This window comes from Providencia sp. SP181, assembly GCF_050446505.1.
GTDB classification, from domain to species: Bacteria; Pseudomonadota; Gammaproteobacteria; order Enterobacterales; family Enterobacteriaceae; genus Providencia; species Providencia vermicola.
Genome location: NZ_JBBPXM010000003.1, coordinates 398,341 through 422,266 on the forward strand (window position 1 = coordinate 398,341; position 23,926 = coordinate 422,266).

Annotated in this window: 20 protein-coding genes and 1 pseudogene; 9 read left to right on the plus strand and 12 right to left on the minus strand. The window is 41.6% G+C overall.

Annotated features, from left to right (window positions below; translation table 11 throughout):
* Positions 1–31 precede the first annotated feature (31 nt).
* Positions 32–1,327, minus strand: a complete 1,296-nt coding sequence (locus tag AABS66_RS07580) for an MFS transporter (RefSeq protein WP_206083518.1) — start codon at positions 1,325–1,327, stop codon at positions 32–34.
* Between the two features lie 259 nt (positions 1,328–1,586).
* Here AABS66_RS07580 and AABS66_RS07585 point away from each other — a divergent pair.
* From AABS66_RS07585 to AABS66_RS07595, 3 genes and pseudogenes are all read left to right on the plus strand, one after another.
* A pseudogene (locus AABS66_RS07585) lies at positions 1,587–1,772 on the plus strand (GNA1162 family protein); the annotation flags it as partial.
* 535 nt (positions 1,773–2,307) lie between these two features.
* Entirely contained in the window at positions 2,308–3,711 is a 1,404-nt protein-coding gene (locus AABS66_RS07590; protein ID WP_206083519.1) for a tryptophanase, read from the plus strand.
* Between the two features lie 67 nt (positions 3,712–3,778).
* Positions 3,779–5,026 (plus strand): aromatic amino acid transporter, encoded by a 1,248-nt coding sequence (locus AABS66_RS07595; protein WP_272539220.1) that lies wholly within the window; start codon positions 3,779–3,781, stop codon positions 5,024–5,026.
* Positions 5,027–5,102: 76 nt separating this feature from the next.
* Here AABS66_RS07595 and AABS66_RS07600 read toward each other — a convergent pair whose 3' ends face one another.
* Both AABS66_RS07600 and AABS66_RS07605 read right to left on the minus strand, forming a co-directional pair.
* Positions 5,103–6,053, minus strand: a complete 951-nt coding sequence (locus AABS66_RS07600) for an energy transducer TonB (protein WP_272539221.1) — start codon at positions 6,051–6,053, stop codon at positions 5,103–5,105.
* A gap of 20 nt (positions 6,054–6,073) precedes the next feature.
* A complete protein-coding gene (locus tag AABS66_RS07605; protein WP_272574021.1) occupies positions 6,074–8,239 on the minus strand; it encodes a TonB-dependent receptor in 2,166 nt (721 codons plus the stop codon).
* Between the two features lie 464 nt (positions 8,240–8,703).
* On the opposite strand from AABS66_RS07605, the gene AABS66_RS07610 reads away from it, so the two are divergent.
* Positions 8,704–10,254 (plus strand): methyl-accepting chemotaxis protein, encoded by a 1,551-nt coding sequence (locus AABS66_RS07610; RefSeq protein ID WP_375083713.1) that lies wholly within the window; start codon positions 8,704–8,706, stop codon positions 10,252–10,254.
* 357 nt (positions 10,255–10,611) lie between these two features.
* Here AABS66_RS07610 and fis read toward each other — a convergent pair whose 3' ends face one another.
* The 9 genes from fis to AABS66_RS07655 all read right to left on the minus strand — a co-directional run bounded on the left by fis (position 10,612) and on the right by AABS66_RS07655 (position 18,590).
* Positions 10,612–10,908 carry a DNA-binding transcriptional regulator Fis gene (fis, locus tag AABS66_RS07615; RefSeq protein ID WP_004258438.1) on the minus strand — a complete coding sequence of 99 codons (297 nt, stop codon included), beginning with the start codon at positions 10,906–10,908 and terminating at the stop codon, positions 10,612–10,614.
* Between the two features lie 7 nt (positions 10,909–10,915).
* Positions 10,916–11,899, minus strand: a complete 984-nt coding sequence (gene dusB, locus AABS66_RS07620) for a tRNA dihydrouridine synthase DusB (protein ID WP_430224743.1) — start codon at positions 11,897–11,899, stop codon at positions 10,916–10,918.
* 316 nt (positions 11,900–12,215) lie between these two features.
* The gene (prmA, locus tag AABS66_RS07625; protein ID WP_430224744.1) at positions 12,216–13,100 is read right to left on the minus strand and encodes a 50S ribosomal protein L11 methyltransferase; all 885 of its coding nucleotides are present in this window, start codon (positions 13,098–13,100) and stop codon (positions 12,216–12,218) included.
* 116 nt (positions 13,101–13,216) lie between these two features.
* Entirely contained in the window at positions 13,217–14,656 is a 1,440-nt protein-coding gene (gene panF / locus AABS66_RS07630; protein ID WP_206083524.1) for a sodium/pantothenate symporter, read from the minus strand.
* Entirely contained in the window at positions 14,646–14,888 is a 243-nt protein-coding gene (locus AABS66_RS07635; protein ID WP_206083525.1) for a YhdT family protein, read from the minus strand. Before AABS66_RS07635 ends, panF begins: the two co-directional genes overlap by 11 nt.
* A gap of 174 nt (positions 14,889–15,062) precedes the next feature.
* Positions 15,063–16,409: an acetyl-CoA carboxylase biotin carboxylase subunit gene (gene accC, locus AABS66_RS07640; RefSeq protein WP_206083526.1), complete on the minus strand. Its 1,347-nt coding sequence runs from the start codon at positions 16,407–16,409 to the stop codon at positions 15,063–15,065.
* A gap of 12 nt (positions 16,410–16,421) precedes the next feature.
* Complete coding sequence (gene accB / locus AABS66_RS07645) at positions 16,422–16,892, minus strand: acetyl-CoA carboxylase biotin carboxyl carrier protein (RefSeq protein WP_206083527.1); 471 nt, start codon at positions 16,890–16,892, stop codon at positions 16,422–16,424.
* Positions 16,893–16,910: 18 nt separating this feature from the next.
* Positions 16,911–17,375 carry a type II 3-dehydroquinate dehydratase gene (gene aroQ, locus AABS66_RS07650; RefSeq protein WP_272539225.1) on the minus strand — a complete coding sequence of 155 codons (465 nt, stop codon included), beginning with the start codon at positions 17,373–17,375 and terminating at the stop codon, positions 16,911–16,913.
* 231 nt (positions 17,376–17,606) lie between these two features.
* Entirely contained in the window at positions 17,607–18,590 is a 984-nt protein-coding gene (locus AABS66_RS07655) for an oxidoreductase (protein WP_272539226.1), read from the minus strand.
* A gap of 607 nt (positions 18,591–19,197) precedes the next feature.
* Here AABS66_RS07655 and AABS66_RS07660 point away from each other — a divergent pair.
* The 5 genes from AABS66_RS07660 (at position 19,198) to rng (ending at position 23,912) form a co-directional block, all read left to right on the plus strand.
* Positions 19,198–20,241, plus strand: coding sequence for a rod shape-determining protein (locus AABS66_RS07660; protein WP_430224745.1), 1,044 nt, complete (start codon positions 19,198–19,200; stop codon positions 20,239–20,241).
* Between the two features lie 83 nt (positions 20,242–20,324).
* Positions 20,325–21,287: a rod shape-determining protein MreC gene (gene mreC / locus AABS66_RS07665; protein ID WP_206083530.1), complete on the plus strand. Its 963-nt coding sequence runs from the start codon at positions 20,325–20,327 to the stop codon at positions 21,285–21,287.
* A 45-nt stretch (positions 21,288–21,332) separates the two neighbouring features.
* Complete coding sequence (mreD, locus tag AABS66_RS07670; RefSeq protein ID WP_206083531.1) at positions 21,333–21,821, plus strand: rod shape-determining protein MreD; 489 nt, start codon at positions 21,333–21,335, stop codon at positions 21,819–21,821.
* 37 nt (positions 21,822–21,858) lie between these two features.
* On the plus strand, positions 21,859–22,446 hold the full coding sequence (locus tag AABS66_RS07675) for a Maf family protein (RefSeq protein ID WP_206083532.1): 588 nt from the start codon (positions 21,859–21,861) through the stop codon (positions 22,444–22,446).
* Positions 22,443–23,912, plus strand: a complete 1,470-nt coding sequence (gene rng / locus AABS66_RS07680) for a ribonuclease G (protein ID WP_206083533.1) — start codon at positions 22,443–22,445, stop codon at positions 23,910–23,912. The genes AABS66_RS07675 and rng overlap by 4 nt, the downstream gene beginning before the upstream one ends.
* Positions 23,913–23,926 lie beyond the last annotated feature (14 nt).

Sequence of the window (23,926 nt, forward strand, 5' to 3'; positions counted from 1 at the left end):
GGATAGAATATATTCTATCCTTTTTATCATATTATACGATCTGTTTGGCTGGTAATAAGATAACAGCAATCGCAGCAATAATGGCGACAATAGCAAATGCAATGAAATTCCAACTTGTGGCAATTCCAAGGCTCGCAATATATGCACCAAACATTGGCCCTGTCATAGCACCAATTCGTGAGAAGCTAAGTGCCCAACCCGTTGCAGATGCGCGCGCATTGGATGGGTAATAATTGGCAATATAGCCTGTTAATATCAATGCAGCTGAAATACTGCCGACCCCAGCAAAGGCGACGAGCATATAGTTCATATAAATATTTTGCTTGAATATCAAGCTTCCCACGCCAATAGCACCAAGCAAAAAGAAGAAGGCCACAGAATTTCGAACACCATATCTGTCTGCAATTTTTCCTAAGAATAACCCCCCCAGCGCAGAGGCTAAGCTAAATACAATTAAAAATGTTAAGCTGGAACCTAAGTTATATCCTTCTTTACGCATAATAGAAGGTAGCCAAGTATTTAATCCATAGACTAATAACATACCGCAGAATAAGGCTATCCAAAAACAAGCTGTAGCTCGTAAGTGGCGCCAAGCAAAAACAACGGAAACAATTTCTTTAATACTTTGGGGGTTATCTTGCACATGCTCAGATGTCGATTGGTAATTAATATCAAGTTTTTTAGCTAATGCCTTGGCTTCACTATGTAAGCCTTTATGGGTTAAATATTCGAGTGATTCAGGAAGAATGCGTGCCATTGGCCAAATAAGTAATAATGGTAATGCACCAAAAGCAATCACGCTTCGCCAGCCGAATTGTTCAAGCAACCATATCGCGACTAGAGCTGCGCTTAAAATCCCCAATGAATAACCAGAATACATAATGCCATAATTAAATGAGCGTTTTTCACTGGGGGAATATTCAATGGTTAAAGCGGCGGCAACAGGAATTACACCCCCTAAACCAATTCCACCAATAAAACGCATGATCCCAAAAACCCATGGTGTGGGTGCCAATGCAGCGCCTAACATGGTGACTGAAAATAACGTTACGCAGGCTAATAACATGCGCCGCCGACCATATAATTCGCTTAGTGTGCCAATAATAAAGGCACCAAAAAACATACCTATTAATGCATAACTACTTAGAGCTCCTAGCTCAAGAGGCGATAAACTCCATTGCTTGTATTCGGCAAGGGTAGGTAGTACCGCCCCCATTACGCCGACATCGTATCCTTCAAACAAAATACTCATCCAGCAAATCAGCAAAACCTTTGATGTTGTTTTTGTGGAAGTAAATGATTTCACAGCGATTGTTTGCATCGTCATAATTAACTCTCTTATTATGAGGGTTTAATAATTTTTAGTAGCAGGCTTATTTTTATGGTCACAACGTGCCCTCCCTACACTTACTGTTTCTGAGAGAAAGCACAATCATTAATGTTAATAAAAAGTTAAAATAATGCAGGATGTGGATATTTTGTGCAGAAAATTTCATGGCATACAGAGGGTTATTCTCATTAAAAATAAGTTTTGTTGAGTGTTTTATTTAACCCGCACTAAGAAACTATGGGTTACATTTGTTTATAACTCCTCTTCAAATGGTATTTTAGGTGCGCTAGTTTCTGCTGTTATGAATCAGATAGCAGATACGATGACAGATAAAAGCTATGCAATAGCGGGTATAACAAGTACTCGGTTATTATCTGCAGGTAGCCCTAATGGGATTTTATACGGTCCAAAGTCAACAAAGTATGGCAAAGATGCTCAGTAACGATTAGTTAAGTAATGGATAAAGCCTTATTGTAAGATTCTATCCATTTAATTTTAATTAAGATATTTTTATATTAAGCTAAATTATTCTTTATAATTATTCAACTAACATACTTATTATCAGTTCCTTGTGAAATAAGTTAATTAATTAAATTATTTTTAACACCTAAATTGCATAAAATAAACATTGTGACTGAGCTCAAAGGGTTTATGCTATTTAGCCTAAATAATGTGATATAAGTATAATAATATGACAATAGGGGTTAATTTAAGAATGTAACTGTTATATATATAATGCAGATGGTTGTACTAATTCCTTGTTGATAGGAGTCATAGTATGTTCTTGTTAAACGAGTCACTAATATCAAGGTATTTCTTCTATATGAAGAAATGGTTCAATATTGATATTTCCTTAGCCTTCTTTTTTCCAAATAATTAACCTTTCAATTTTTCCTCAGTTAAAAGTTTCGTTAGCTTATTTTTTATAAGTTCGAATTCTTATATTTATTATTTAATGAAAAATTAAAGGTATTATCATGGCTAAAAGAATCGTAGAACCATTTCGTATTAAAATGGTAGAAAATATCCGTATCCCATCAAGAGAAGAGCGTGAAGCTGCATTAAAAGAAGCGGGATACAACCCATTTTTATTACCAAGCAGTGCTGTGTATATCGATCTCTTAACTGACTCTGGTACCAATGCCATGAGTGATCACCAGTGGGCAGCGATGATTACGGGTGATGAAGCATATGCAGGGTCTCGTAACTATTATGATTTAAAAGATAAAGTTAAAGAGATGTTTGATTACGATTATGTCATTCCCGCTCACCAAGGCCGTGGTGCTGAAAATATGTTGTTCCCTGTATTGCTGAAAGTCAAACAGGAACAAGGCGGAGCGAAAAAGCCCGTATTTATTTCTAACTTCCACTTTGATACGACAGCAGCCCACGTTGAGTTAAACCATTGTAAAGCAATCAATATCGTTACAGAAAAAGCCTATGACTCAGATACCTATGATGATTGGAAAGGTAACTTTGATATTCAAAAATTGAAAGATAATATTGCGCAGTATGGTGCAGAAAACGTTGTTGCGATTGTTTCTACTATCACCTGTAATAGTGCAGGTGGCCAGCCAGTATCTATGGCTAACTTGAAAGAAGTGTATGAAATCGCAAAACAACATAATATTTTTGTTGTTATGGACTCCGCACGTTTCTGTGAAAATGCGTATTTTATTAAAGAGCGTGATCCGAAATATAAAAATGCAACGATTAAAGAAATCATCCTTGATATGTACAAATATGCTGATGCATTAACGATGTCAGCGAAAAAAGATCCGTTATTAAATATTGGTGGATTAGTTTGTATTAAAAATGATGAAAATATCTTTACACTAGCAAGACAGCGCTGTGTTCCGATGGAAGGTTTTGTAACTTACGGCGGTTTAGCTGGCCGTGATATGGCAGCGATGGTGCAAGGCCTTGAGGAAGGCGCTGGTGAAGAATACCTACATTATCGTATTGGCCAAGTAAAATATTTAGGTGACCGTTTACGTGAAGGTGGAATTTCAATTCAATACCCTACAGGTGGACATGCTGTATTTGTGGACTGTAAAAAACTGGTCCCACATATTCCAGGTGATCAATTCCCAGCGCAAGCTGTTATTAACGCGCTATATTTAGAGTCAGGTGTTCGTGCTGTTGAGATTGGCTCGTTTTTATTAGGACGTGACCCCGAAACTGGGAAACAAAAACATGCAGACATGGAATTCATGCGGTTAACTATTGCAAGACGTGTTTATACTAATGACCACATGGATTACATTGCAGATGCTCTGATTGGCTTAAAAGATAAATTTGCCACCTTAAAAGGGTTGGATTTTGAATATGAGCCACCAGTATTAAGACACTTCACAGCAAGATTAAAACCTATTAAATAAAAAATAGGTATATATTATGGTTCCCGTGCAATGCGGGAACCTCATCCTTATTCTTAAGGTAAACACCATGAATAATTCGGCAGCCAAGAAAGAACCCTCCATAATGGTAGGGGGTTTTGTGCTAGGCGGTGCCATGATAGGGGCGGGAATGTTTAGCTTGCCAACTATTATGGCTGGAGCTTGGTTTATTAACTCTGTAGTTATCTTGTTAGTTGTTTGCTTTTTTATGTTTCATTCAGGGATTTATATTTTAGAATGTATTTCTAAATATGGCGCAGGGACGAATTACTTTTTTATATCAAAAGAACTTTTACCAAGATGGGCCTGTTATATTGCTAACATGGCATTAATATTTGTCCTTTATATATTAATTTATGCCTATATATCTGCAGCGGGATCTGTTATTAAAGAAGCTGCGGCTATTTATGGTTATGATATTAATTTAAGAGTTATTTTTATTGCCTTCACATTAATACTAGGTGCGAGTATTTGGTGGAGTGGTGTTGGTGCGAGTCGTTTAACATCATTATTTTTATTTATAAAAATTATTTTGTTTATCCTCGCATTCTCTGGATTATTTTTGATTGTCAAAACGGACTTATTATTAACATCACCTGTTGAAGGTGGGCAAACCGCATTATTACCTTTTGTATTTATTATTATTCCCTATGCAATTACTTCATTTGGTTACCATGGTAATGTGTGCAGTTTGTACAAGCTGTATCATGAAAATGAGAGAAAAGTGGTTAAGAGCTGTGTGATTGGTTGTGTATTAGCACTCGTTCTTTATTTTCTTTGGATTATGGGGACAATGGGTAATCTACCAAGAGCTGAGTTTTTAACAATAATAAATAAAGGCGGTAATTTAGACGCATTTATTGAATCACTTTATTCCGTTCTGAATAGTAAACACATTGCGACATTTTTACTTTGGTTTTCTATTAGCGCTGTATTTTGTTCATTCTTAGGTGTTGCTATTGGGTTATTTGATTACATACTTGCATCTTTGAGCTTTAAAGATAACCCATCAGGGCGAATGAAATCAGCATTACTTTGCTTTTTGCCCCCTTTAATTCTTTGCATGTTATTCCCAAATGGTTTTTTAATCGCAATAGCATATGCTGGTATGGCAGCATGTATTTGGGCGATAATCTGCCCTGCTATTATGGCATTGAAAGTCAGAGAACGTTTCCCGGATTCAAAATTTAAAGTATGGGGCGGTAAAGGGTTAATCTATGCCGTTATTGCTTTTGGTATTTTGGGTATTATCTGCCAATTACTCGCTCAGTTTAATTTTTTACCGATATACCGTTAATTTTTCAACCTTGTTTTAAGCTAACTGTAAAGGTACAGCGGGGTTTGCTGTACCTTTTTTCTGTTAAATTACCCGGTTAATACTGAAAAACCACTGTCTTTTTAAAGTACATTTTAATGTTTTGTCCTTGGTAAATAATGGGTTTAAATGCCATTTTTTTAATTGCCTTCACGGCTTCTTCTTTAAAACCTAAATCAGGGATTTTACTATTTAATATTTCAACGGACTCAACTTGGCCATCTAACCCTACTAATAATCGAATTTGAACTTTAACCACTTTTGTATAACCCAAGGAGCGAGCTTCTTTGGGATATTTAGGGTTTGCATCCTGTAAAATTGTGTAGGAGATCCCGCTCGAACCCAGTGCGGTATAGCTGCCATCCCCATTTGCTGCAAATTGGCTATTACCGGATAAGGCATTTATCCCTTGGCCACTTGGGCTGTTTTCTGACGCCAATGGGGTTGCGGTGGAACCATTTTTTTCGGGAGCATTGGATGTCATCGCCTGCGCTTTGTCTTGTGAGCTTGATGGTGTTATTTGATGCGGATCTTTTGTAATCAGTTGGTTCTCCGTCTTTTTAGGTGGATTATCAGCAACTAATTGATGTGGTGTGTTCTGCTCTGACTTGTGTGCGGGTTGAACAGGTTTAGGTTTTTTCATCACTTTTGTTTTTTGAGTAAGTAATGGGGACTCAACGGTATCATCAATGGGTATATTCGCAGAAATAGGGTCGCGTTTTGGCGGGTTTTGAGCTTTATTTGCCGGCTTTTGTTGAGAAATAGGCTCTGATTTTGAGATTTGCTCTGAGGCTATTGTTTGTCTCAGAGGCTCTCCTTGGTGACTTGCTAGACTTGAGCTCCCTTGAGAGCTCATTGGTCCACCAAGGGATAACGTTATTGTTTCTACACCTTCCACTATGGGGAGCGCCCTACCAGTTTGTAGGGCGATAAACACAATAGCTGTGATATGAATGACGAGTGACACCGTTAAGGCGAGTTTATAACGAAAAGAGGGATGTATAGTCACCGAAACGTTTCCTGTTTAAATCAATAGGTCGCTTTTATACCCGCAAAGAATGAACGCTCATTTCCCGGAATTAATGAACCATAGCCTGAGGTGACGTAATCGTAGTAAGTTTTGTTCATCAAGTTAGTAACACCACCATATAATTCAATATGTTCAATAGGTGCATAACGAACACTGAGGTCGATAAGCTCACGAGATTTCACTACGCCATCTTCTTCTTTATTGGCATCAGAGAGAAAATTATTGTACGAACCGTAATAGGTGTATTGAATATCCCCTGATAAATCCTCGGTAAAGTCGTATTTAATTTTTAGCTTAACGGAATGCTCTGGCACTTTGGTTAAACCACTTTTGGTGTAGTCGATGGTGTTTTTACCATTTTCCTCCAAAAATTGGCGTCCATGATTATTGTAATCTGAGCGTCCTCTGAGCCATGAATAAGACTCTTGGAAGGTGAAATCGCCGAGAGTTTGTTGGAAGTCGACATCGGCTCCCCAGCGGCGAGTTTTTAGTAAGTTCATCGTTTTCGCGTCATTAACACTGGTAAGATAAATACGATTTAGTTGATTATTGGTATTTGATGTCCAGAGCGTTACATTGACTGTGCTGAACGCCAATTTATCTCTAAGGCCAAGCTCAAATAAGTCATATTTTTCATCTTCGGCCTTAGTTGGGGTATAGATTTTTTCACCATTAACAACGGATTGATCGCTGATTTGCAGGCCGTCAGGAAGGGTGTAACCTCGTTCGTATCGCCCATACACTCGGCCAGTATCACGATAAAGATAAGCAAGGGAGAGCTCCGCCGCGGTATTCCAACGGTCTGAGGTACCCGAGCCATTTACCGTACCACTTTTATCAAATGACCATTCAGACAATTCACGTCTTAAACCTTGCGTAAATACAAACTGCTCTGATTTCAAACTGTTAAGTGCATAAATGGCTTTTGTTGTTTTATCGTAATCGAAATTATGAGGAACTCCATAATAGCGGCCTTTCTTATCTTTTTTATAGCTACCAATATAATGAATTGAGGCTTTTTGTTGCGAATAATCAACACCAAGAAGTAAATTGCTATTATCAAGATAACCAATATCTAATTTTATTTTTGTGCCGTGGCTTTTTTGATCAACTTTTTGTTCCCAATTGGCATTATTGGTATAAAAACCATCGGTATAGAAAACATCAGTGGCAAAATTTAGCTTATCGGTAAATGCATTTTGATAGCTAAGGTTATAGCTATCGACCTCGCGGTCGCCAATTAAATAACCACTAATGGTTTTTTTAATCAACTGACCATTTTCATCAATACCTACAGTGACGGTTTTATCTGGTGGAACGTAGTCTTTACCGTATTTTTTGATATTACGTGAAGTCAGCGTTTTAACGTACTGTGAGCTTTCCGTGAGATGGCTTCCACGTAACATAAGACTTTGATCTGGCGTGAGATCCCATCTCCCACCTAACGAGTAATATTCTGAGTTACGGTAAGTATCTTTATAGTAGAGGTCACGGTTGAGTTTACTGGCTGTCCCTAACAAGGAGAATTTATCATTAACCCGAGCACCTAAGTTGGCATTTAAGCGGTATCCTTCTGAGTTCCATTCAGATAAAACGCTGGTTTTAGGATCGGCCATACTTCTTAAGTTAGAGGTAATGTTAATAACGCCACCCGCAGTGCCTGAACCATAAATAACGCTTCCACCTCCCGGAATAATTTCAATCCGCTCAAGCTGTTCAACAGGGATGATATCGTAGTTAGTAGTATAAGGATGATTCGCAAGGGTCGTAATCGGGGCGCCATCAAGTAACACTTGCAGATTACGCTGTGAGGTTTCTGCGCCTTGTCCACGCAGGTCAATATTTCCTTGCCCAGAGGTATCTACGCTAATACCAGGAACGGATTTAAGCACATCAGAGATGGTGCGGTTCCCTTTTCCCTGAATATCTTCTTTTGTAATAACAATAATTTGCTTGGTATCTCGCAAACGTTCAATTTCAACATAATCTGGCCGAGCGTAGCTATCTTGTAGCTCAATCGTATCATCATCACCTTGGGGTTGTGACGATTTGGGTTCTGTGTTGGCTGCATAAGTTGTAAAAGAAAGAATAGATAAAATAGTAAAACAAATAATATTTGGCTTAAGTTTAACCCTATTGTTTCCAACGGGGGAGATAGTTTTCATTGGAGTAGGCTTGCCTTTTGTAATGATAATGCAAATGATAATCAATATTATTATATTAAAAGTAATTTCAAGATCAATATATTTAAGTCAATTTATGAGATAGATAATTATTTGATTTAAGTGAGAATAAATTGTGAATTGATATCGACATGATTAATGATGAAATCGATTATGTAGCGGGAATTGAGTATAAGAACAGTATTGGGCAAAGATAAAAGCTGGTGCATAAGCCTAGGGTTAAGAAACTGTATTTAGCGATCCTTATCAAACTTATAAAATTAATTTATACCGTATGTAAAATTAATTATCTTAAAACTAAATAATAACCCTTTTGAATTATAAGCGTTTTTACTTATTTTGCTGATTTTTGTCTATTAAACAACCCGTTTAAGAGGCTAATTTTTTTCTCTTTATCGCCGATAAAGTTAAATATCGTCATTTTATCCCACCAAAAGAGAAATTGTATGCAGAAACTTCGAAACTACTCAATTCGTGCTGTTATGCTCATTTTATTAGGGCTTCTATGCTTGATCTTGGGGGGAACCAGTCTCTATAGCGGTTGGTCTTTGTCTCGGATTGCTGATGGTAATGATATCGATAGGCAATTGGTGAAACAGATGACAGTACTCAGTCAAGGAAATGACCAATATTTTCGTTTTGTCACACGGTTAACGCGTGTGATGGAAAGTAAAAATGAGGGAAAAACTATCGATTATGCACCTGTTAAAGATGCGATGGAGAATATGGCAAGCTATCTTGAGCAGATGAAAGCGATTTCGCCAGGGCCGATGGAAACTGAGATTTCTGAGCAAGTGATTAATAGCTGGCAGGCACTACTTGATGAGGGTGTTAAGCCACAGTTAGTTCTAGGCATGGGAGATAATTCACAGGAATATTTAACCCACGCGCATAATGTGACCCCAGCATTGAGCAGAACATTTGGCGCATCAATCCAAAAGTTTAATCAATCAGCAGAAGAGATGATCAGTGCAACACGTGACCAAGTTGATAATCAAATGGATATTACGCGTGTCGTAATGATTGTTGCGACGGTACTCGGGGTATTAACTCTAATTTTCACCGATCGCTACCTTGCAGCTATGATGCAAAAGCCATTGGATTTGCTAAGACAATATTTTTCGCAAATAGCGAAAGGGGATTTAAGTCATTCAATTAAGCCTTTCGGAAACAATTGTGTTGGTAAACTATTTCCGTTGCTTGAAGAGATGCAAACAAGCTTGCGCGGATCAGTTAGTATTATACGGCAGGGCAGTGAAAATATTTATCTCGGGGCGAGTGAAATTTCCAATGGTAACAGTGATCTTTCATCGAGAACGGAAGAACAAGCGGCAGCGTTAGAAGAAACGGCGGCGAGTATGGAACAAATTACTGCGGCTGTGCAGTTGAATATGGAAAACACTCTTCAAGCGAACCAATTAGCAAGTGAAGCGTTTGTCGTAGCAAACAAAGGAAATACGATCGTTGATTCAGTTGTTGTGACAATGAATGAGATATCCCAAAGCTCACAAAAAATCGCAGATATCATCAATATGATTAACGATATTAGTTTTCAAACCAATATATTAGCGCTAAATGCCTCCATTGAAGCGGCAAGGGCGGGTGTACACGGCCGTGGTTTTATGGTCGTCGCGGCTGAAGTCCGTAAGCTAGCGAGTCACAGCGCGGATGCGGCAATGGAAATCGAACGTTTGATTGCGGATTCAGGGGCCTGTGTTGAAAAAGGGACAGGACTAGTTAATGAAATGGGTAAAACCATGGAAAACATTCTGCAAGGTATCAATGAAGTGACTGCGATTATGAAGCAGATAACGGTGGCTTCTGAAGAGCAAAGTAAAGGTATTGCTCAAGTTGGTGTGGCGATTACACAGATGGACAGCGTTACACAGCAAAATGCTTCTTTAGTTGAGCAAGTGGCAACGGCGGCCAGTTCATTAGCTGAGCAAACTCAGGAGTTACAGCAGGGGGTTAGAAAGTTTCAACTAACGAGTGTGTAACCCGTTAGTTGATTAAGCTGAAATAGGGGATAGGATAACTAACTGTATTTGTTAGATTATCTTATTCCTTTGCGTAGGTATTCTGGTCAATTTGACTCAGGAACGCTTCAAGGTCAGTTTCTAATTGTAAACCACTAAGGGGGCTATAAGAATATAAGCCATTACTGACTTGTTAATCAGACTTAACGCATCACCTTGTGCTTATTTTTTGGAATCGCTTGTCATGGGGCGATATTGTTGATTACCGCGATAAGTGCCAAGAGATTGTGAGCAGAATTTTTGGGGGGAGGGGGAACAAAAAAGCATTCCCTGAAAAACAGGAAATGCCTTTAAAAACACTGCATTAACCGACTAGGATTAGTTCATGCCGTATTTTTTCAGTTTCTTACGCAGAGTTCCGCGGTTGATACCCATCATCAGGGCTGCACGGGTCTGGTTTCCACGGGTATATTGCATAACCATGTCCAACAAAGGCTGTTCTACCTCAGCCAATACCAGCTCATATAAATCGTTAACATCTTGATTATTTAATTGAGCAAAATAGTTCTTCAGTGCTTGCTTAACTGAGTCACGTAACGGTTTTTGAGTTACTTGATCTTGTGAATTTACAGTAGCAACGGTTAGTACGTCAGAATTTACGCGTTGTTCGAACATAGTTCTGTCAGCTCTTATCTTTATTTACGCAAAAATTTTCAAAAAATGCTTCCAACACCTCCAGCTGTTCGCTGGCATCCTCAATGGCGTTGAATGAGCGCCGAAACTGGTCATCAGGTGCATGTTCTTTTAAGTACCAAGAAACATGTTTGCGCGCGATACGGGCTCCTTTGCCTTGACCATAAAAGTCGTGCAATTCCTGTACGTGCGCGAGCATAATGCGTTGTACCTCTGCCATAGGCATTGGTGGCAAGAGCTCACCTGTGTCCAGATAATGCTGGATTTCCCGAAAGATCCAGGGTCTTCCCTGAGCGGCTCTGCCTACCATCAAGGCATCCGCCCCTGTGTAGTCTAGAACTGCTCTGGCTTTATGCGGGTCAGTAATGTCGCCATTGGCAATAACCGGAATGGTAACAGTCTGCTTAACTGCCCGAATGTTGTCATATTCAGCCTCCCCATTAAACAGACAGGCTCTAGTTCTGCCGTGAATAGTGAGTGCTTGAATGCCGCAATCTTCGGCCAATTTGGCAATCTCTATGCAGTTTCGCTCTTCAGGTGACCAGCCTGTGCGGATCTTAAGCGTAACGGGAACATTCACTGCTTTAACAACGCCTTCGAGAATCGATTTAACGATGTCTGGATAACGTAACAGTGCTGAACCTGCAAACTTACGATTCACTTTTTTAGCTGGACAGCCCATGTTGATATCGATGATTTGAGCGCCACTCTCAACATTAATTTGAGCCGCGGCAGCCATTTCATCGGGATCATTGCCAGCTATTTGAACAGAACGAACCCCAAGTTCATCACGATGAACCATTCTGAGTCTAGATTTGTCTGTCTTCCAAACTTGAGGGTTAGAAGAAAGCATCTCCGATACTGTCATCCCTGCACCCATGTCATAACAGAGCGACCTAAACGGTTTATCTGTAATGCCTGCCATGGGGGCAGCAATAAGACAGTTTCTCAACTGATATTGTCCGATTCGCATATCTAAATGGGGGCCATACTGTGACTGCAAGGGCGCGTATATTACGCATTTTTTACGAGATATGAAAGGACAAACTTTGAGCAAACGGTTATTTATCACTAATTTTTTTATCTTGCATTTTTGCAATTTTAAAATTAGTTATATTTAACAAATAGTTAAGATAACTACGTAACCATTTATTAAAATAACTGTTATGCTGTTCAAATCTCGTGCAGAACAGATTATCGCCAGCAACTGAGCAATATTTGAGCTATAAGATAATCTATTCTGCGCTTATTTTCAAAGAAATTATTCTCTGATTTTTATAATTTTTCTATTAAAAATGCTTGACACCTGTGATGCGGCACCATTCTTCTTTCTCGGCAATAGGGTCGATTTCAAAGGTTGCGCGGTAAGCATCTGCGACACTTTCTGCCTGTGTTGCGAGAACACCCGAAAGTCCTAGTAACCCACCTGCACGCGGTAGCACGCTTATCATTGGTGCTAATTCACGTAATGGGCCAGCAAGGATGTTAGCGACGACGACATCAGCTTGGAGCTCTTGGGGTTGGTCTTTCGGTAAGTAGAGAGATAAACGCTCTGAAACGCCATTACGTTCAGCGTTATCACGGCTTGCCGTAATCGCTTGAGGATCAATATCGATCCCGATGGCATGAGTGGCACCGAGCTTGAGTGCCGCGATCGCTAAAATCCCAGATCCGCAACCAAAGTCAATCACCGTTTTACCTTCTAAATCAAGGCCATCAAGCCACTGTAAACACAGGGATGTGGTTGGGTGAGTTCCTGTTCCAAATGCTAAGCCAGGATCAAGCATCACGTTTACCGCAGTTGGATCAGGGACATCTCGCCAGCTCGGGCAGATCCACAAGCGCTCACCAAAGCGCATTGGGTGAAAGTTATCCATCCACTCTCTTTCCCAGTCTTTGTCTTCTAACTGTTCGATTTTGTGGGCAAAACCAGTGCCCAGTAGAGGGCTATTTTCTAATTGAGCAACAACGAATTTCATCTCCGTTTCTGCATCAAATAAGCCAATTACATCAGTATCACCCCACAGACGGGTTTCCCCAGGTAGCGGTTCGAAAACAGGGGTATCGTGGCTGTCTTGAAATGTTACAGAGACTGCGCCTGTTTCAATAAGTTCATCACCCAGTGCTTCCGCATGTTGGGCTGTGGAGTTAATTTTGATTTGGATCCAAGGCATAGTATTCCTTAAATGCTCACTATGTTTTGGGCTATCGCGTAATTGGTGCAGATAGCCCACACTATTTAGAGCATGAATGTCATATGACGAGACAATGTCAAAAACAGGTCTCTAAATTAATTTGTCGTCAATTGTACTGGATTTTTGCCAAAAAGATTACCGACAAGAAACGCAATTAGGCTAAAAATCAGTGATGGTACGATGGCGTGGAAATCCATGATTTCGATTTTGAAGCTTGCTAAGATTGCATAGCTTACTCCTCCGACAACCATGCCACTAACCGCGCCCGTTCCGTTGGCTTTCTCCCAATACAGTCCGAGTACCAGTGGCCATAAGAAAACGGCTTCTAACCCACCGAAGGCTAACAGGTTTAGCCAAATGATCATTTGTGGTGGGTTCCACGCAGCAATGAGGAGTAATGCGCCCAAGATCAGAGTAGAAAAGCTGGAGATCCGTGCGAGCTTCTTCTCATTTCTTATTTGTTCTGGTGCTGCGTTCAGGTAAATATCTTTGACGATAGTTGCTGAAGATTGCAGTAATTGGGCATTAATGGTGGACATAATTGCCGCCATAGGCGCTGCTAAGAAAATCCCTGCGGCAAAAGGCGGTAGTACTTGTACCATCAAGGTTGGAATGACTTGGTCAGGGATAGTGAGGTCAGGTATGATTGCTCTACCTAATGCGCCAGCAAAGTGCATTCCAAACATCAATACCGCCATCACGATAGTGCCCAAAATAATACCACGGTGAACGGCTTTACTGTCTTTGTATGAAATACAGCGTACCGCAGTGTGCGGTAAGCCGATAACACCAAAGCAAACCAAAATCCAGAATGATGCTAAGAACGGCCCACTTAGAATATCATCGCCCCCTGCTGGGGAGACTAATTTCGGATCAATAGACTGTATTTTTTCAATTGCAGCAGGGAGACCCCCTGCATGATAAATGATGGCAACAAGTAAAATCACCGTGCCAAGCAGCATGACGAGCCCTTGTAAGGCATCGTTTAATACACTCGCCCGAAACCCGCCAATCGCGGTATATAGCGCGATGGAGACACCGAAGATAATTAACCCATATGTGTAGGGAATACCTGCGGCGGTTTCGAGTAGTCTTGCCCCGCCAATAAACTGTACAGTCATTGCCCCAAAGAAGGCAATCAACAGGCTAACACTGGCGAACCAGACTAAAAATCGACTTTGGTAGCGAGCGTACAGCATATCGTTTAGAGTCACTGCATTATAGCGACGCGCCAAGATAGCGAATTTTTTCCCTAATACTCCGAGAGATAACCAAATAGCAGGGAGTTGGATCATAGCAAGGAGCACCCAGCCCAGGCCATATTTATACGCTGCACCAGGCCCACCAATAAATGAGCTTGCGCTAATATAGGTTGCTGTAATGGTCATGGCTAGGACAAAGCCGCCCATGGAACGGTTACCTAAAAAGTACTCATTGAGGAATTCCCCTTTCGTCCGTTTTCTATAGGCGTAGACGGATAACAGGAAAACTAGTGCTAGATAACCAATTAAAGGTAGAAGAACTTCAATCTGCATCCTTCTCCTCCAGAGGAATATCTTTAAAAATGATTTTGACCATCATAATGCAGAGCAAAATAAAAATGACGGGGACAATAATGCATGACCACTCAAACCATAACGGTAGACCAGTGATACCACGCGTATTGTCGGGTAGATAGGCACTAATTATCCAGCCTATCATGTATGCGATGGTCAAATAGAGAGACCAACGCGCTTCCTTATTGGATTGAAGAAAACGTTTATCCATCCGTTATTCCTCCTCACTCACAGAAAAATAATCAGGGATTGTACGATAATCCGCAGGTAGAGTGTAAGAAAAGGCAGAATAAAAGTGCGAGAAAAGGTATTTAATGCAAAAAAATGCCGCGAAGCAGGGCTTTGCGGCATTAATTGACGATGAGTCAAACAGACAATTTCAAAATTACTCAGAAATGCCCAGTTTTTTCTCTAAATAGTGGATGTTAGTTCCACCTTTTTGGAAGTTTTCATCGTTCATGATCATTTGGTGCAGTTCGATGTTGGTTTTGATGCCATCAACGATTAACTCATTCAATGCATTTTTCATACGAGAAATAGCAATTTCACGGGTTTCACCATAGGTGATCAGTTTACCAATCATTGAGTCATAGTACGGAGGCACTGTATAGCCTGCGTAGATATGAGATTCCCAGCGTACACCGAAGCCACCTGGAGAGTGGAAGCGTGTGATTTTACCTGGGCTAGGAATAAAGGTTTTCGGATCTTCTGCGTTGATACGACACTCAACCGCATGACCGTGAACCACAATATCTTCCTGTTTCACTGATAATGGTAAACCCGAAGCAATACGTAATTGCTCTTTGATTAAGTCAACGCCCGTGATCATTTCAGTCACTGGGTGCTCAACCTGAATACGGGTATTCATTTCGATAAAGTAGAATTCACCGTTTTCGAACAGGAATTCAAAGGTACCTGCACCACGGTAACCGATTTCAATACAGGCATTTGCACAGCGTTCACCGATGCTACGGCGAATTTCAGGGGTGATCCCTGGTGCAGGTGCTTCTTCAACCACTTTTTGGTGGCGACGTTGCATTGAACAGTCACGTTCTGCTAAATAAACCGCATTGCCTTGGCCATCCGCCATAACTTGAATTTCAATGTGACGTGGGTTTTCAAGGTATTTCTCCATGTAAACCATATCATTATTGAAAGCGGCTTTCGCTTCAGCACGCGTCAGATTGATGGAAGATTCCAAATCTTTTTCGTTGCGAACCACACGCATACCACGACCACCACCACCACCAGATGCTTTGATGATCACAGGGAAACCGATGCGTTTTGCGATGGTTTTATTTTTTTCGGTGTCATTACCTAGTGGGCCATCAGAACCTGGCACGCACGGAACTCCTGCTTTTTTCATCGCGTTAATCGCAGAAACCTTGTCACCCATTAGGCGGATGGTTTCAGCTTTGGGACCGATAAAAATAAAGCCCGAGTTTTCAACTTGTTCTGCGAAATCAGCGTTTTCAGCCAAGAAACCATATCCTGGGTGAATCGCTTGTGCGCCTGAAATTTCTGCTGCGGAGATAATCGCAGGGATATTTAAGTAGCTTTTTGCAGAGGCTGCTGGGCCAATACAGATAGTTTCATCAGCCAGCAACACGTGTTTTAGATCGCTATCAGCCGTGGAGTGAACCGCTACAGCTTTGATGCCTAATTCTTTACAGGCACGCAAAATACGTAGTGCGATTTCCCCGCGGTTTGCGATGACAATTTTTTCCAGCATGGAGACGCCTCGTTATTCGATGACAACTAATGGCTCGTCAAATTCTACTGCATCACCGTTTTGCAACAGAATGGCTTTAACAACGCCTGCTTTGTCTGCTTCGATTTGGTTCATCATTTTCATCGCTTCAACGATGCAAAGTGGGTCACCAACACTCACAGTTTGGCCAATTTCAACGAATGCTTTCGCTTCTGGGCTTGGCGCACGGTAGAACGTTCCTACCATTGGTGAGCGAACTTGATGCCCTGCAACGGTTGCAGGAGCAGCTGGTGTTGCCATTGCTTCAGATGGTGCAACAGCATTTGCCAGCGCAGGTTGTTGTGCAACAGGTGCTGAGTAAAATTGTTGAGGTGCAGCCATAACTTGAGAAGCAGGAGCGACACGGCTGATACGTACTGACTCTTCACCTTCAGAAATTTCCAGTTCAGAAATGCCAGACTCTTCGACCAGCTCGATCAACTTTTTAATTTTACGAATATCCATGGATATGATTCCGTACTCTTATATTTGGATTGAATTAATTAGGCGCACGCGGTTAACCGCTGCCTGTAAAGCAAAACGGTAGCCATCAGCGCCTAGACCACAAATTACACCGACAGCTTGGTCGGAGAAATAAGAATGTTGGCGAAATGGTTCTCTCGCATGCACATTAGACAGGTGGATCTCGATAAACGGGAGACACACCGCCAATAACGCATCACGTAGAGCTACGCTAGTATGTGTGAATGCAGCCGGATTGATGAGAATAAAATCAACATCATGGCGTGCTGCATGAATTCTATCGATCAGTTCATGCTCTGCATTTGATTGAAAATGACTCAATTTTACACCTAACTGGCCTGCTTCAACGTCCAATTTTGCGACGATATCAGCAAGAGTCTGGTTGCCATATTTATCTGGCTCCCGTGTACCTAGCAGGTTTAGGTTTGGCCCGTTCAAGAGTAAAATGTGAATATCTTCTGCCATTATGCTGCTAACTCCGACGATATATCAATAGTCCGACAACATAACGCGATGTTGAGCGTTTGTCATCTTTTATCATAAAAATAAATGGAATTTCTACCGACAAAGGACGCTATTATAATTATTTCGTGGCATATAGCAGCAAAATACTGGTCTTATCAGAGAAATTACCCGAATTTATTTTGTGAAATGTGCGGTAATCCGTATTTTTGCCAGAGAGCCGCACGTATTCGGTTATTTTTCGCAAAGATTGACTAGAGTACGTCCAGTCACTTCATTTTTTAAGAGTTTTTTTGCATATTCTGCAGCTTCTTCCAATTTGATTTCAGAGCATACTTGCTCATAGAAAGCAGCTGGCAGCAATCGTGCAAGGCGTTCCCAGACTTTCGCGCGTTTTGCCGCAGGAAAATAGACTGAATCGACTCCTTGTAGGCGCACATTACGTAAAATGAAAGGCATCACACTGGTCGGTAAGTTAAAACCACCAGCCAAGCCACAAGCTGCAATGGCACCATTATAATGGGTTTGTGCCAGCAAGTTAGCCAGCAATTCACCACCAACGGTATCGATAGCCCCAGCCCAAAGCTGTTTATCGAGTGGTTTTGCGGGATGTGTAAAATCACTGCGCGGTAAAACGCGTTTTGCGCCTAGCGTCTGCAAATAAGCGTTATTTTCTTCACGTCCAGAAATGGCGACCACGTCATAGCCTAATAAAGATAACAGTTGAACCGCGGTGCTGCCGACACCACCACTTGCTCCACTGACAACGATTTCGCCTTTATCTGGCGTAATGCCTGCATCTTCTAGAGCCTGGACACACAGCATAGCGGTAAAACCCGCAGTGCCAATAATCATCGCCTGTTTTAAAGAGAGTTGCTCAGGAAGGGGGGTTAAATAATTTGCAGGAACACGGGCTTGTGAGGCTAAGCCCCCCCAATGGGTTTCACCGACCCCCCAACCTGTCAATAAAACATGCTGCCCAACTTGAAAACGAGGGTCTTCACTGTGGTGAATGACGCCAGAAAAATCGATACCAGGCACCATCGGGTATTGTCTTACTACACCCGCTTTCCCATTAATGGCGAGCGCATCTTTATAATTTAGTGTGGACCAGTGAATATCGACTATAATGTCCCCGGCAGGTAGCATTTCTGTTGTCAGAGATTGGATATTAGCGGTGATTTTTTCATCGGATTTGTTTAGGACGAGAGCTTTCATCGTTCACTCCTAGTGAAATGATTAAATATGTCATTTAAAATGCCGAAAATTTAAAGGTATTTCATTGACGTAATAACGGTTCTTAAGCTATTAGTAATGTAATTATTTTGTAAAATTTTATTTTTTTCTGGCATAAATAGGCTTTTATCATGCAAAATAACGCATCACGACGAATTCATTTTGCGTACTAATACAAATTTGCCTCATTTTTGGTAGATAATAGAGCGAACACTCGTGAAATTCATCTGATTTGTAGTGAAAATAACCAGTGCGTAGCAATAATAAAAAGATATAAATATTATTTGAACTTGTAGTCACAATTACTTGTCACACTGGGAATACAAACAATGGAGTATATAACAGCCAAAGAGTAGGGGTTATTTTTACGTAATTCTATCTAGTGATGGGAAAAGTGAAATTAATATCTATTTTTGAGGTTTTTATCTGCTTCGTTTCGATAAGAAGCATGTACAGTACGGTACGTGAAAAATAGATGAATTGACCATATTTATAGAAGCAGCTCATTAACGTCTTGAGGCCGCTTCAAGTGGTTGGTAGAGTAGACGGGTTTATATTCGTCCCCAGCTTGCAGGATAACTCTTTCGTTATGTTTAAAAAATTTCGTGGCATGTTTTCTAATGACTTGTCTATTGACTTGGGTACGGCCAATACCCTCATTTATGTCAAAGGACAGGGCGTAAAATTAAATGAACCCTCTGTAGTCGCTATCCGTCAAGACCGTGCAGGTTCGTCGAAAAGTGTGGCCGCAGTCGGTGGTGAAGCCAAACAGATGCTGGGACGTACACCAGGTAATATTTCTGCAATCAGACCAATGAAAGACGGCGTTATTGCTGACTTTTTCTTGACTGAAAAAATGTTACAACACTTCATTAAACAAGTTCATAGCAACAGCTTTTTGCGTCCAAGCCCTCGCGTGTTGGTCTGTGTACCTGTCGGTGCAACTCAAGTTGAACGTAAAGCCATTCGCGAATCCGCCTTAAGTGCTGGTGCGCGTGAAGTCTTCTTAATTGAAGAGCCTATGGCTGCGGCTATCGGTGCGGGTCTTCCTGTATCTGAAGCAACAGGTTCAATGGTGGTTGATATCGGTGGTGGTACTACGGAAGTCGCTGTTATCTCATTAAATGGTGTGGTGTATTCATCCTCTGTTCGTATCGGTGGTGACCGTTTTGATGAATCCATTATTAACTATGTTCGTCGTAATTATGGTTCACTGATTGGTGAAGCAACGGCTGAGCGTATTAAACATGGTATTGGCTCTGCATTCCCAACTGATGAAGTGTTTGAAATTGAAGTCCGTGGTCGTAACCTTGCTGAAGGGGTTCCACGTGGTTTCAAAATGAATTCCAATGAAATCTTAGAAGCATTACAAGAGCCGTTAACGGGGATTGTTAGCGCGGTTATGCTTGCACTGGAACAGTGTCCACCTGAATTAGCGTCTGATATTTCAGAGCGCGGAATGGTCTTAACGGGCGGTGGTGCACTTCTTCGTAATTTAGATCGCTTATTAATGGAAGAGACTGGTATTCCAGTTATCGTTGCAGAAGATCCTCTAACCTGTGTCGCCCGTGGTGGTGGTAAAGCGTTAGAAATGATTGATATGCACGGTGGTGACCTGTTTAGCGAAGACTAAATGGCCAACTATAAGCAGTTAGGTTGGTGCCTAGCTGCTTTGACTATTTTTGATCCTCTGACATTAGCGAAACTTAGCCACACATGAAGCCCATTTTTAGGCGAGGTCCATCCCTACAGTTACGCATTTTTTTTGCGGTAATTATTGCACTTGTGCTGGTGGTGATTGACCATCGATTCGAGCCTTTCAATAAAGTCCGTAACTACTTAGACACGGCGGTCAGCCCATTCTATTTTTTAGCTAATGGCCCACGTCAGTTCCTAGACAATATCTCAGAAAGTTTCTCTTCACGGGAACAGCTGCAATTTGAAAACAAAGCATTGCGCCAAGAGCTGCTACTGAAAAAAGCCGATAACCTATTACTGGAACAACTTAAGCAGGAAAATGCGCGCTTAAGGGAGCTTCTCGGTTCGCCATTACGCCAGGATGAACACATGATGGTGACGCAAGTTATTTCAGGTGCGAACACGCCTTATCGTGATCAAGTGGTGATTGATAAAGGCAGTAATGAAGGTGTTTATGAAGGTCAGCCCGTTATTAGTGATAAAGGCGTTGTCGGCCAAGTGGTGGGAGTGAGTAACTTTAATAGCCGCGTATTATTAATCTGCGATACCACACATGCTCTTCCAGTACAGGTTCTGCGCAATGATGTGCGTGTCATTGCCGCGGGTTCAGGGTGTGCGGATGATTTACAGCTTGAGCCATTACCTGAAAACACCGATATCCGTGTTGGGGATGTGCTCGTTACCTCTGGCCTAGGTGGGCGTTTCCCTGAAGGTTACCCCGTTGGGGTTGTCTCTGCGGTGAAACATGATACACAACGTGCATATACTATCATTAGCGCCAGACCAAGCGCTGAGCTACAACGTTTACGTTATCTTCTGCTTTTATGGGGTAATGATAGTGACCCGAAAACGCCGTTACAGCCATCAGAAGTGTACCGTGCAGCAAATGAACGCTTAATGAAAGTGCTCCCGCAAGTTTTACCGAATCCAAGTGAAATTCAAGGGCCACCATTGCCACCATCAATGGCACCGCAACCATAGGTAAAGGAAATATTATTATGGTTATGGGTAGGAGGAATGAATTAAATGGATGAATACCGTGGTAATGGACGTGCTATTATCTGGCTGTCCTTTATTATTGCTCTGATTTTGCAAGTCATGCCGTGGCCAGAACAGCTTAATTTTTATCGGCCATCATGGTTGCTGTTGATTTTAGCGTATTGGGTGATGGCGTTGCCACACCGCGTGAGCGTTGGCACCAGCTTTATTTTAGGTATTATTGTTGACTCCATTCAAGGCTCTGCTCTGGGCGTTCACGCGCTTTCCTTCAGTATTATTTGTTATCTCGTCGCCTATAAACATCAATTATTACGCAATATGGCGCTATGGCAGCAAGCGCTCGTCATTATGTTGTTGACCATTATCCAAGATCTGGCGGTATTTTGGGCTGAGTTTTTATCATCTCAGGTATTATTCCATCCGCAAGTATTCTGGAATAGTCTCGTCAATGGTATCCTGTGGCCATGGCTGTTTTTGCTTTTACGAAAAATTCGTCGACAGTTTTCAGTGTGTTAAGGGCTTTAACTGTCGTATCTGACGGAAAATATTTTTTATGAATTTAATCTATTTGGCATCAGGTTCACCCCGCCGACGCGAATTGGTGCAATATCTTGACTATTCTTTTGAAATTTTACGTCCAGAGGTAGAGGAACAGTGGCAACCGGGTGAGACGCCAGAAGGTTATGTACAGCGACTAGCGTGTGATAAATCCTTAGCAGGTGTTGCCATTGCACCGGAAGATAAGCCTGTCTTAGGGGCGGATACGATTGTGGTTCTGGATGGGAAAATCCTTGAAAAACCAAGGGATGACCAGCACGCTCAAGAGATGCTCAGCGCGTTATCGGGTAAAACTCACCAAGTGATGACAGCGATAGCAATTTCCGATCGCCAACAGACATTACACGAGTTGATTGTGACAGATGTGACATTCAGCGGGTTATCTTTACTTGAAATACAGGATTATATACAGTCAGGTGAGCCTATGGATAAAGCGGGGGCCTATGCAATCCAAGGCCTTGGTGGTCGTTTTATTCGTAAAATTAATGGCAGTTACCACGGTGTAGTGGGTTTACCTTTGGTCGAAACAAATGAATTAATTCAACGATTTTTAGCGTTAGGTGATGGTAAGGGGAAGTCATGACAGCGGAACTACTAGTGAACATTACACCATCTGAAACGCGCGTAGCTTATATTGATGGTGGGATTTTACAAGAAATACATGTTGAGCGAGAAGCAAAAAGAGGACTTGTAGGGAATATTTACAAAGGCCGCGTGAGCCGCGTTTTACCCGGAATGCAGGCGGCCTTTGTTGATATTGGTCTGGAGAAAGCCGCCTTTTTGCATGCATCCGATATCATGCCGCACACCGAATGCATTGCGGGTGATGAGCAAAAAAACTTTCACGTCAGGGATATTGCCGAACTGGTTAAACAGGGCCAAGACCTGATTGTACAAGTGGTAAAAGACCCGTTAGGAACCAAAGGGGCGAGGCTGACGACAGACATTACTCTGCCTTCACGCTATTTAGTTTTCATGCCAGGAGCTTCTCATGTGGGGGTTTCTCAACGCATTGAAAGTGAAGAAGAAAGAGAACGCTTAAAGCAATGTGTTGCCCAATATTGTGATGAAAATGGTGGCTTTATTATTCGTACTGCAGCGGAAGGTGTGGGGGAAGATGAAGTCAAACAAGATGCCGCTTTCTTAAAACGTCTTTGGGCAAAAGTTATTGAGCGGAAAAAACGCAATGTTACCCGAACAAAGATTTACGGTGAATTAGCGCTCGCTTTTCGTATTATCCGTGATTTTGCAGGCGCTCATCTCGATAGAATTCGCGTTGACTCCCGTTTGACCTATACTCAATTACAAGAATTTATCGAAGAGTATGTGCCAGAAATGACGGCAAAGCTGGAGTTATACCAAGGTAACCAGCCGATTTTCGATTTATTTGATGTTGAAAATGAAATTCAACGGGCGATGGACAGAAAAGTTGAGTTGAAATCAGGTGGTTACCTGATCATCGATCAAACTGAAGCCATGACCACCATCGACATCAATACGGGGGCATTTGTTGGCCATCGTAATCTAGAAGAAACCATTTTCAATACCAATATTGAAGCGACTCAAGCGATTGCACGTCAGTTACGCTTACGCAATTTAGGCGGGATTATCATCATCGACTTTATTGATATGACTGATGCTGAGCACCGCCGTCGTGTATTAGCATCGCTGGAACAAGCGTTAAGCAAAGATAAAGTTAAAACGACGATCAACGGTTTCTCGCAACTTGGCTTAGTGGAAATGACCCGTAAGCGGACAAGAGAAAGCCTTGAACACGTATTGTGTGATGATTGCCCAACTTGCCAAGGCCGTGGTACGGTGAAATCAGTGGAAACGGTATGTTATGAAATCTTACGTGAAATTGTGAGAGTTCACCGCACGATCGATGCTGATCGCTTCTTAGTCTATGCATCACAAGCTGTGGTGGATGTGCTCAAAGGGGATGAATCACACGCACTAGCTGAAGTAGAAATCTTCGTTGGGAAGCAAGTGAAAGTTCAGACTGAGCCGTTATACAGCCAAGAACGCTTTGATGTTGTGATGATGTAGCCTGTTTGCTTAAA

What these genes read in the sequence shown, in the direction of transcription:
- AABS66_RS07580 (WP_206083518.1), bottom strand. Translation starts at nt 1,327, where the DNA reads ATGACGATGCAAACAATCGCTGTGAAATCATTTACTTCCACAAAAACA.
- AABS66_RS07590 (WP_206083519.1), top strand. Translation starts at nt 2,308, where the DNA reads ATGGCTAAAAGAATCGTAGAACCATTTCGTATTAAAATGGTAGAAAAT.
- AABS66_RS07595 (WP_272539220.1), top strand. Translation starts at nt 3,779, where the DNA reads ATGAATAATTCGGCAGCCAAGAAAGAACCCTCCATAATGGTAGGGGGT.
- AABS66_RS07605 (WP_272574021.1), bottom strand. Translation starts at nt 8,239, where the DNA reads ATGAAAACTATCTCCCCCGTTGGAAACAATAGGGTTAAACTTAAGCCA.
- AABS66_RS07610 (WP_375083713.1), top strand. Translation starts at nt 8,704, where the DNA reads ATGCAGAAACTTCGAAACTACTCAATTCGTGCTGTTATGCTCATTTTA.
- fis (WP_004258438.1), bottom strand. Translation starts at nt 10,908, where the DNA reads ATGTTCGAACAACGCGTAAATTCTGACGTACTAACCGTTGCTACTGTA.
- dusB (WP_430224743.1), bottom strand. Translation starts at nt 11,899, where the DNA reads ATGCGAATCGGACAATATCAGTTGAGAAACTGTCTTATTGCTGCCCCC.
- prmA (WP_430224744.1), bottom strand. Translation starts at nt 13,100, where the DNA reads ATGCCTTGGATCCAAATCAAAATTAACTCCACAGCCCAACATGCGGAA.
- panF (WP_206083524.1), bottom strand. Translation starts at nt 14,656, where the DNA reads ATGCAGATTGAAGTTCTTCTACCTTTAATTGGTTATCTAGCACTAGTT.
- AABS66_RS07635 (WP_206083525.1), bottom strand. Translation starts at nt 14,888, where the DNA reads ATGGATAAACGTTTTCTTCAATCCAATAAGGAAGCGCGTTGGTCTCTC.
- accC (WP_206083526.1), bottom strand. Translation starts at nt 16,409, where the DNA reads ATGCTGGAAAAAATTGTCATCGCAAACCGCGGGGAAATCGCACTACGT.
- accB (WP_206083527.1), bottom strand. Translation starts at nt 16,892, where the DNA reads ATGGATATTCGTAAAATTAAAAAGTTGATCGAGCTGGTCGAAGAGTCT.
- aroQ (WP_272539225.1), bottom strand. Translation starts at nt 17,375, where the DNA reads ATGGCAGAAGATATTCACATTTTACTCTTGAACGGGCCAAACCTAAAC.
- AABS66_RS07655 (WP_272539226.1), bottom strand. Translation starts at nt 18,590, where the DNA reads ATGAAAGCTCTCGTCCTAAACAAATCCGATGAAAAAATCACCGCTAAT.
- AABS66_RS07660 (WP_430224745.1), top strand. Translation starts at nt 19,198, where the DNA reads ATGTTTAAAAAATTTCGTGGCATGTTTTCTAATGACTTGTCTATTGAC.
- mreC (WP_206083530.1), top strand. Translation starts at nt 20,325, where the DNA reads ATGAAGCCCATTTTTAGGCGAGGTCCATCCCTACAGTTACGCATTTTT.
- mreD (WP_206083531.1), top strand. Translation starts at nt 21,333, where the DNA reads ATGGATGAATACCGTGGTAATGGACGTGCTATTATCTGGCTGTCCTTT.
- AABS66_RS07675 (WP_206083532.1), top strand. Translation starts at nt 21,859, where the DNA reads ATGAATTTAATCTATTTGGCATCAGGTTCACCCCGCCGACGCGAATTG.
- rng (WP_206083533.1), top strand. Translation starts at nt 22,443, where the DNA reads ATGACAGCGGAACTACTAGTGAACATTACACCATCTGAAACGCGCGTA.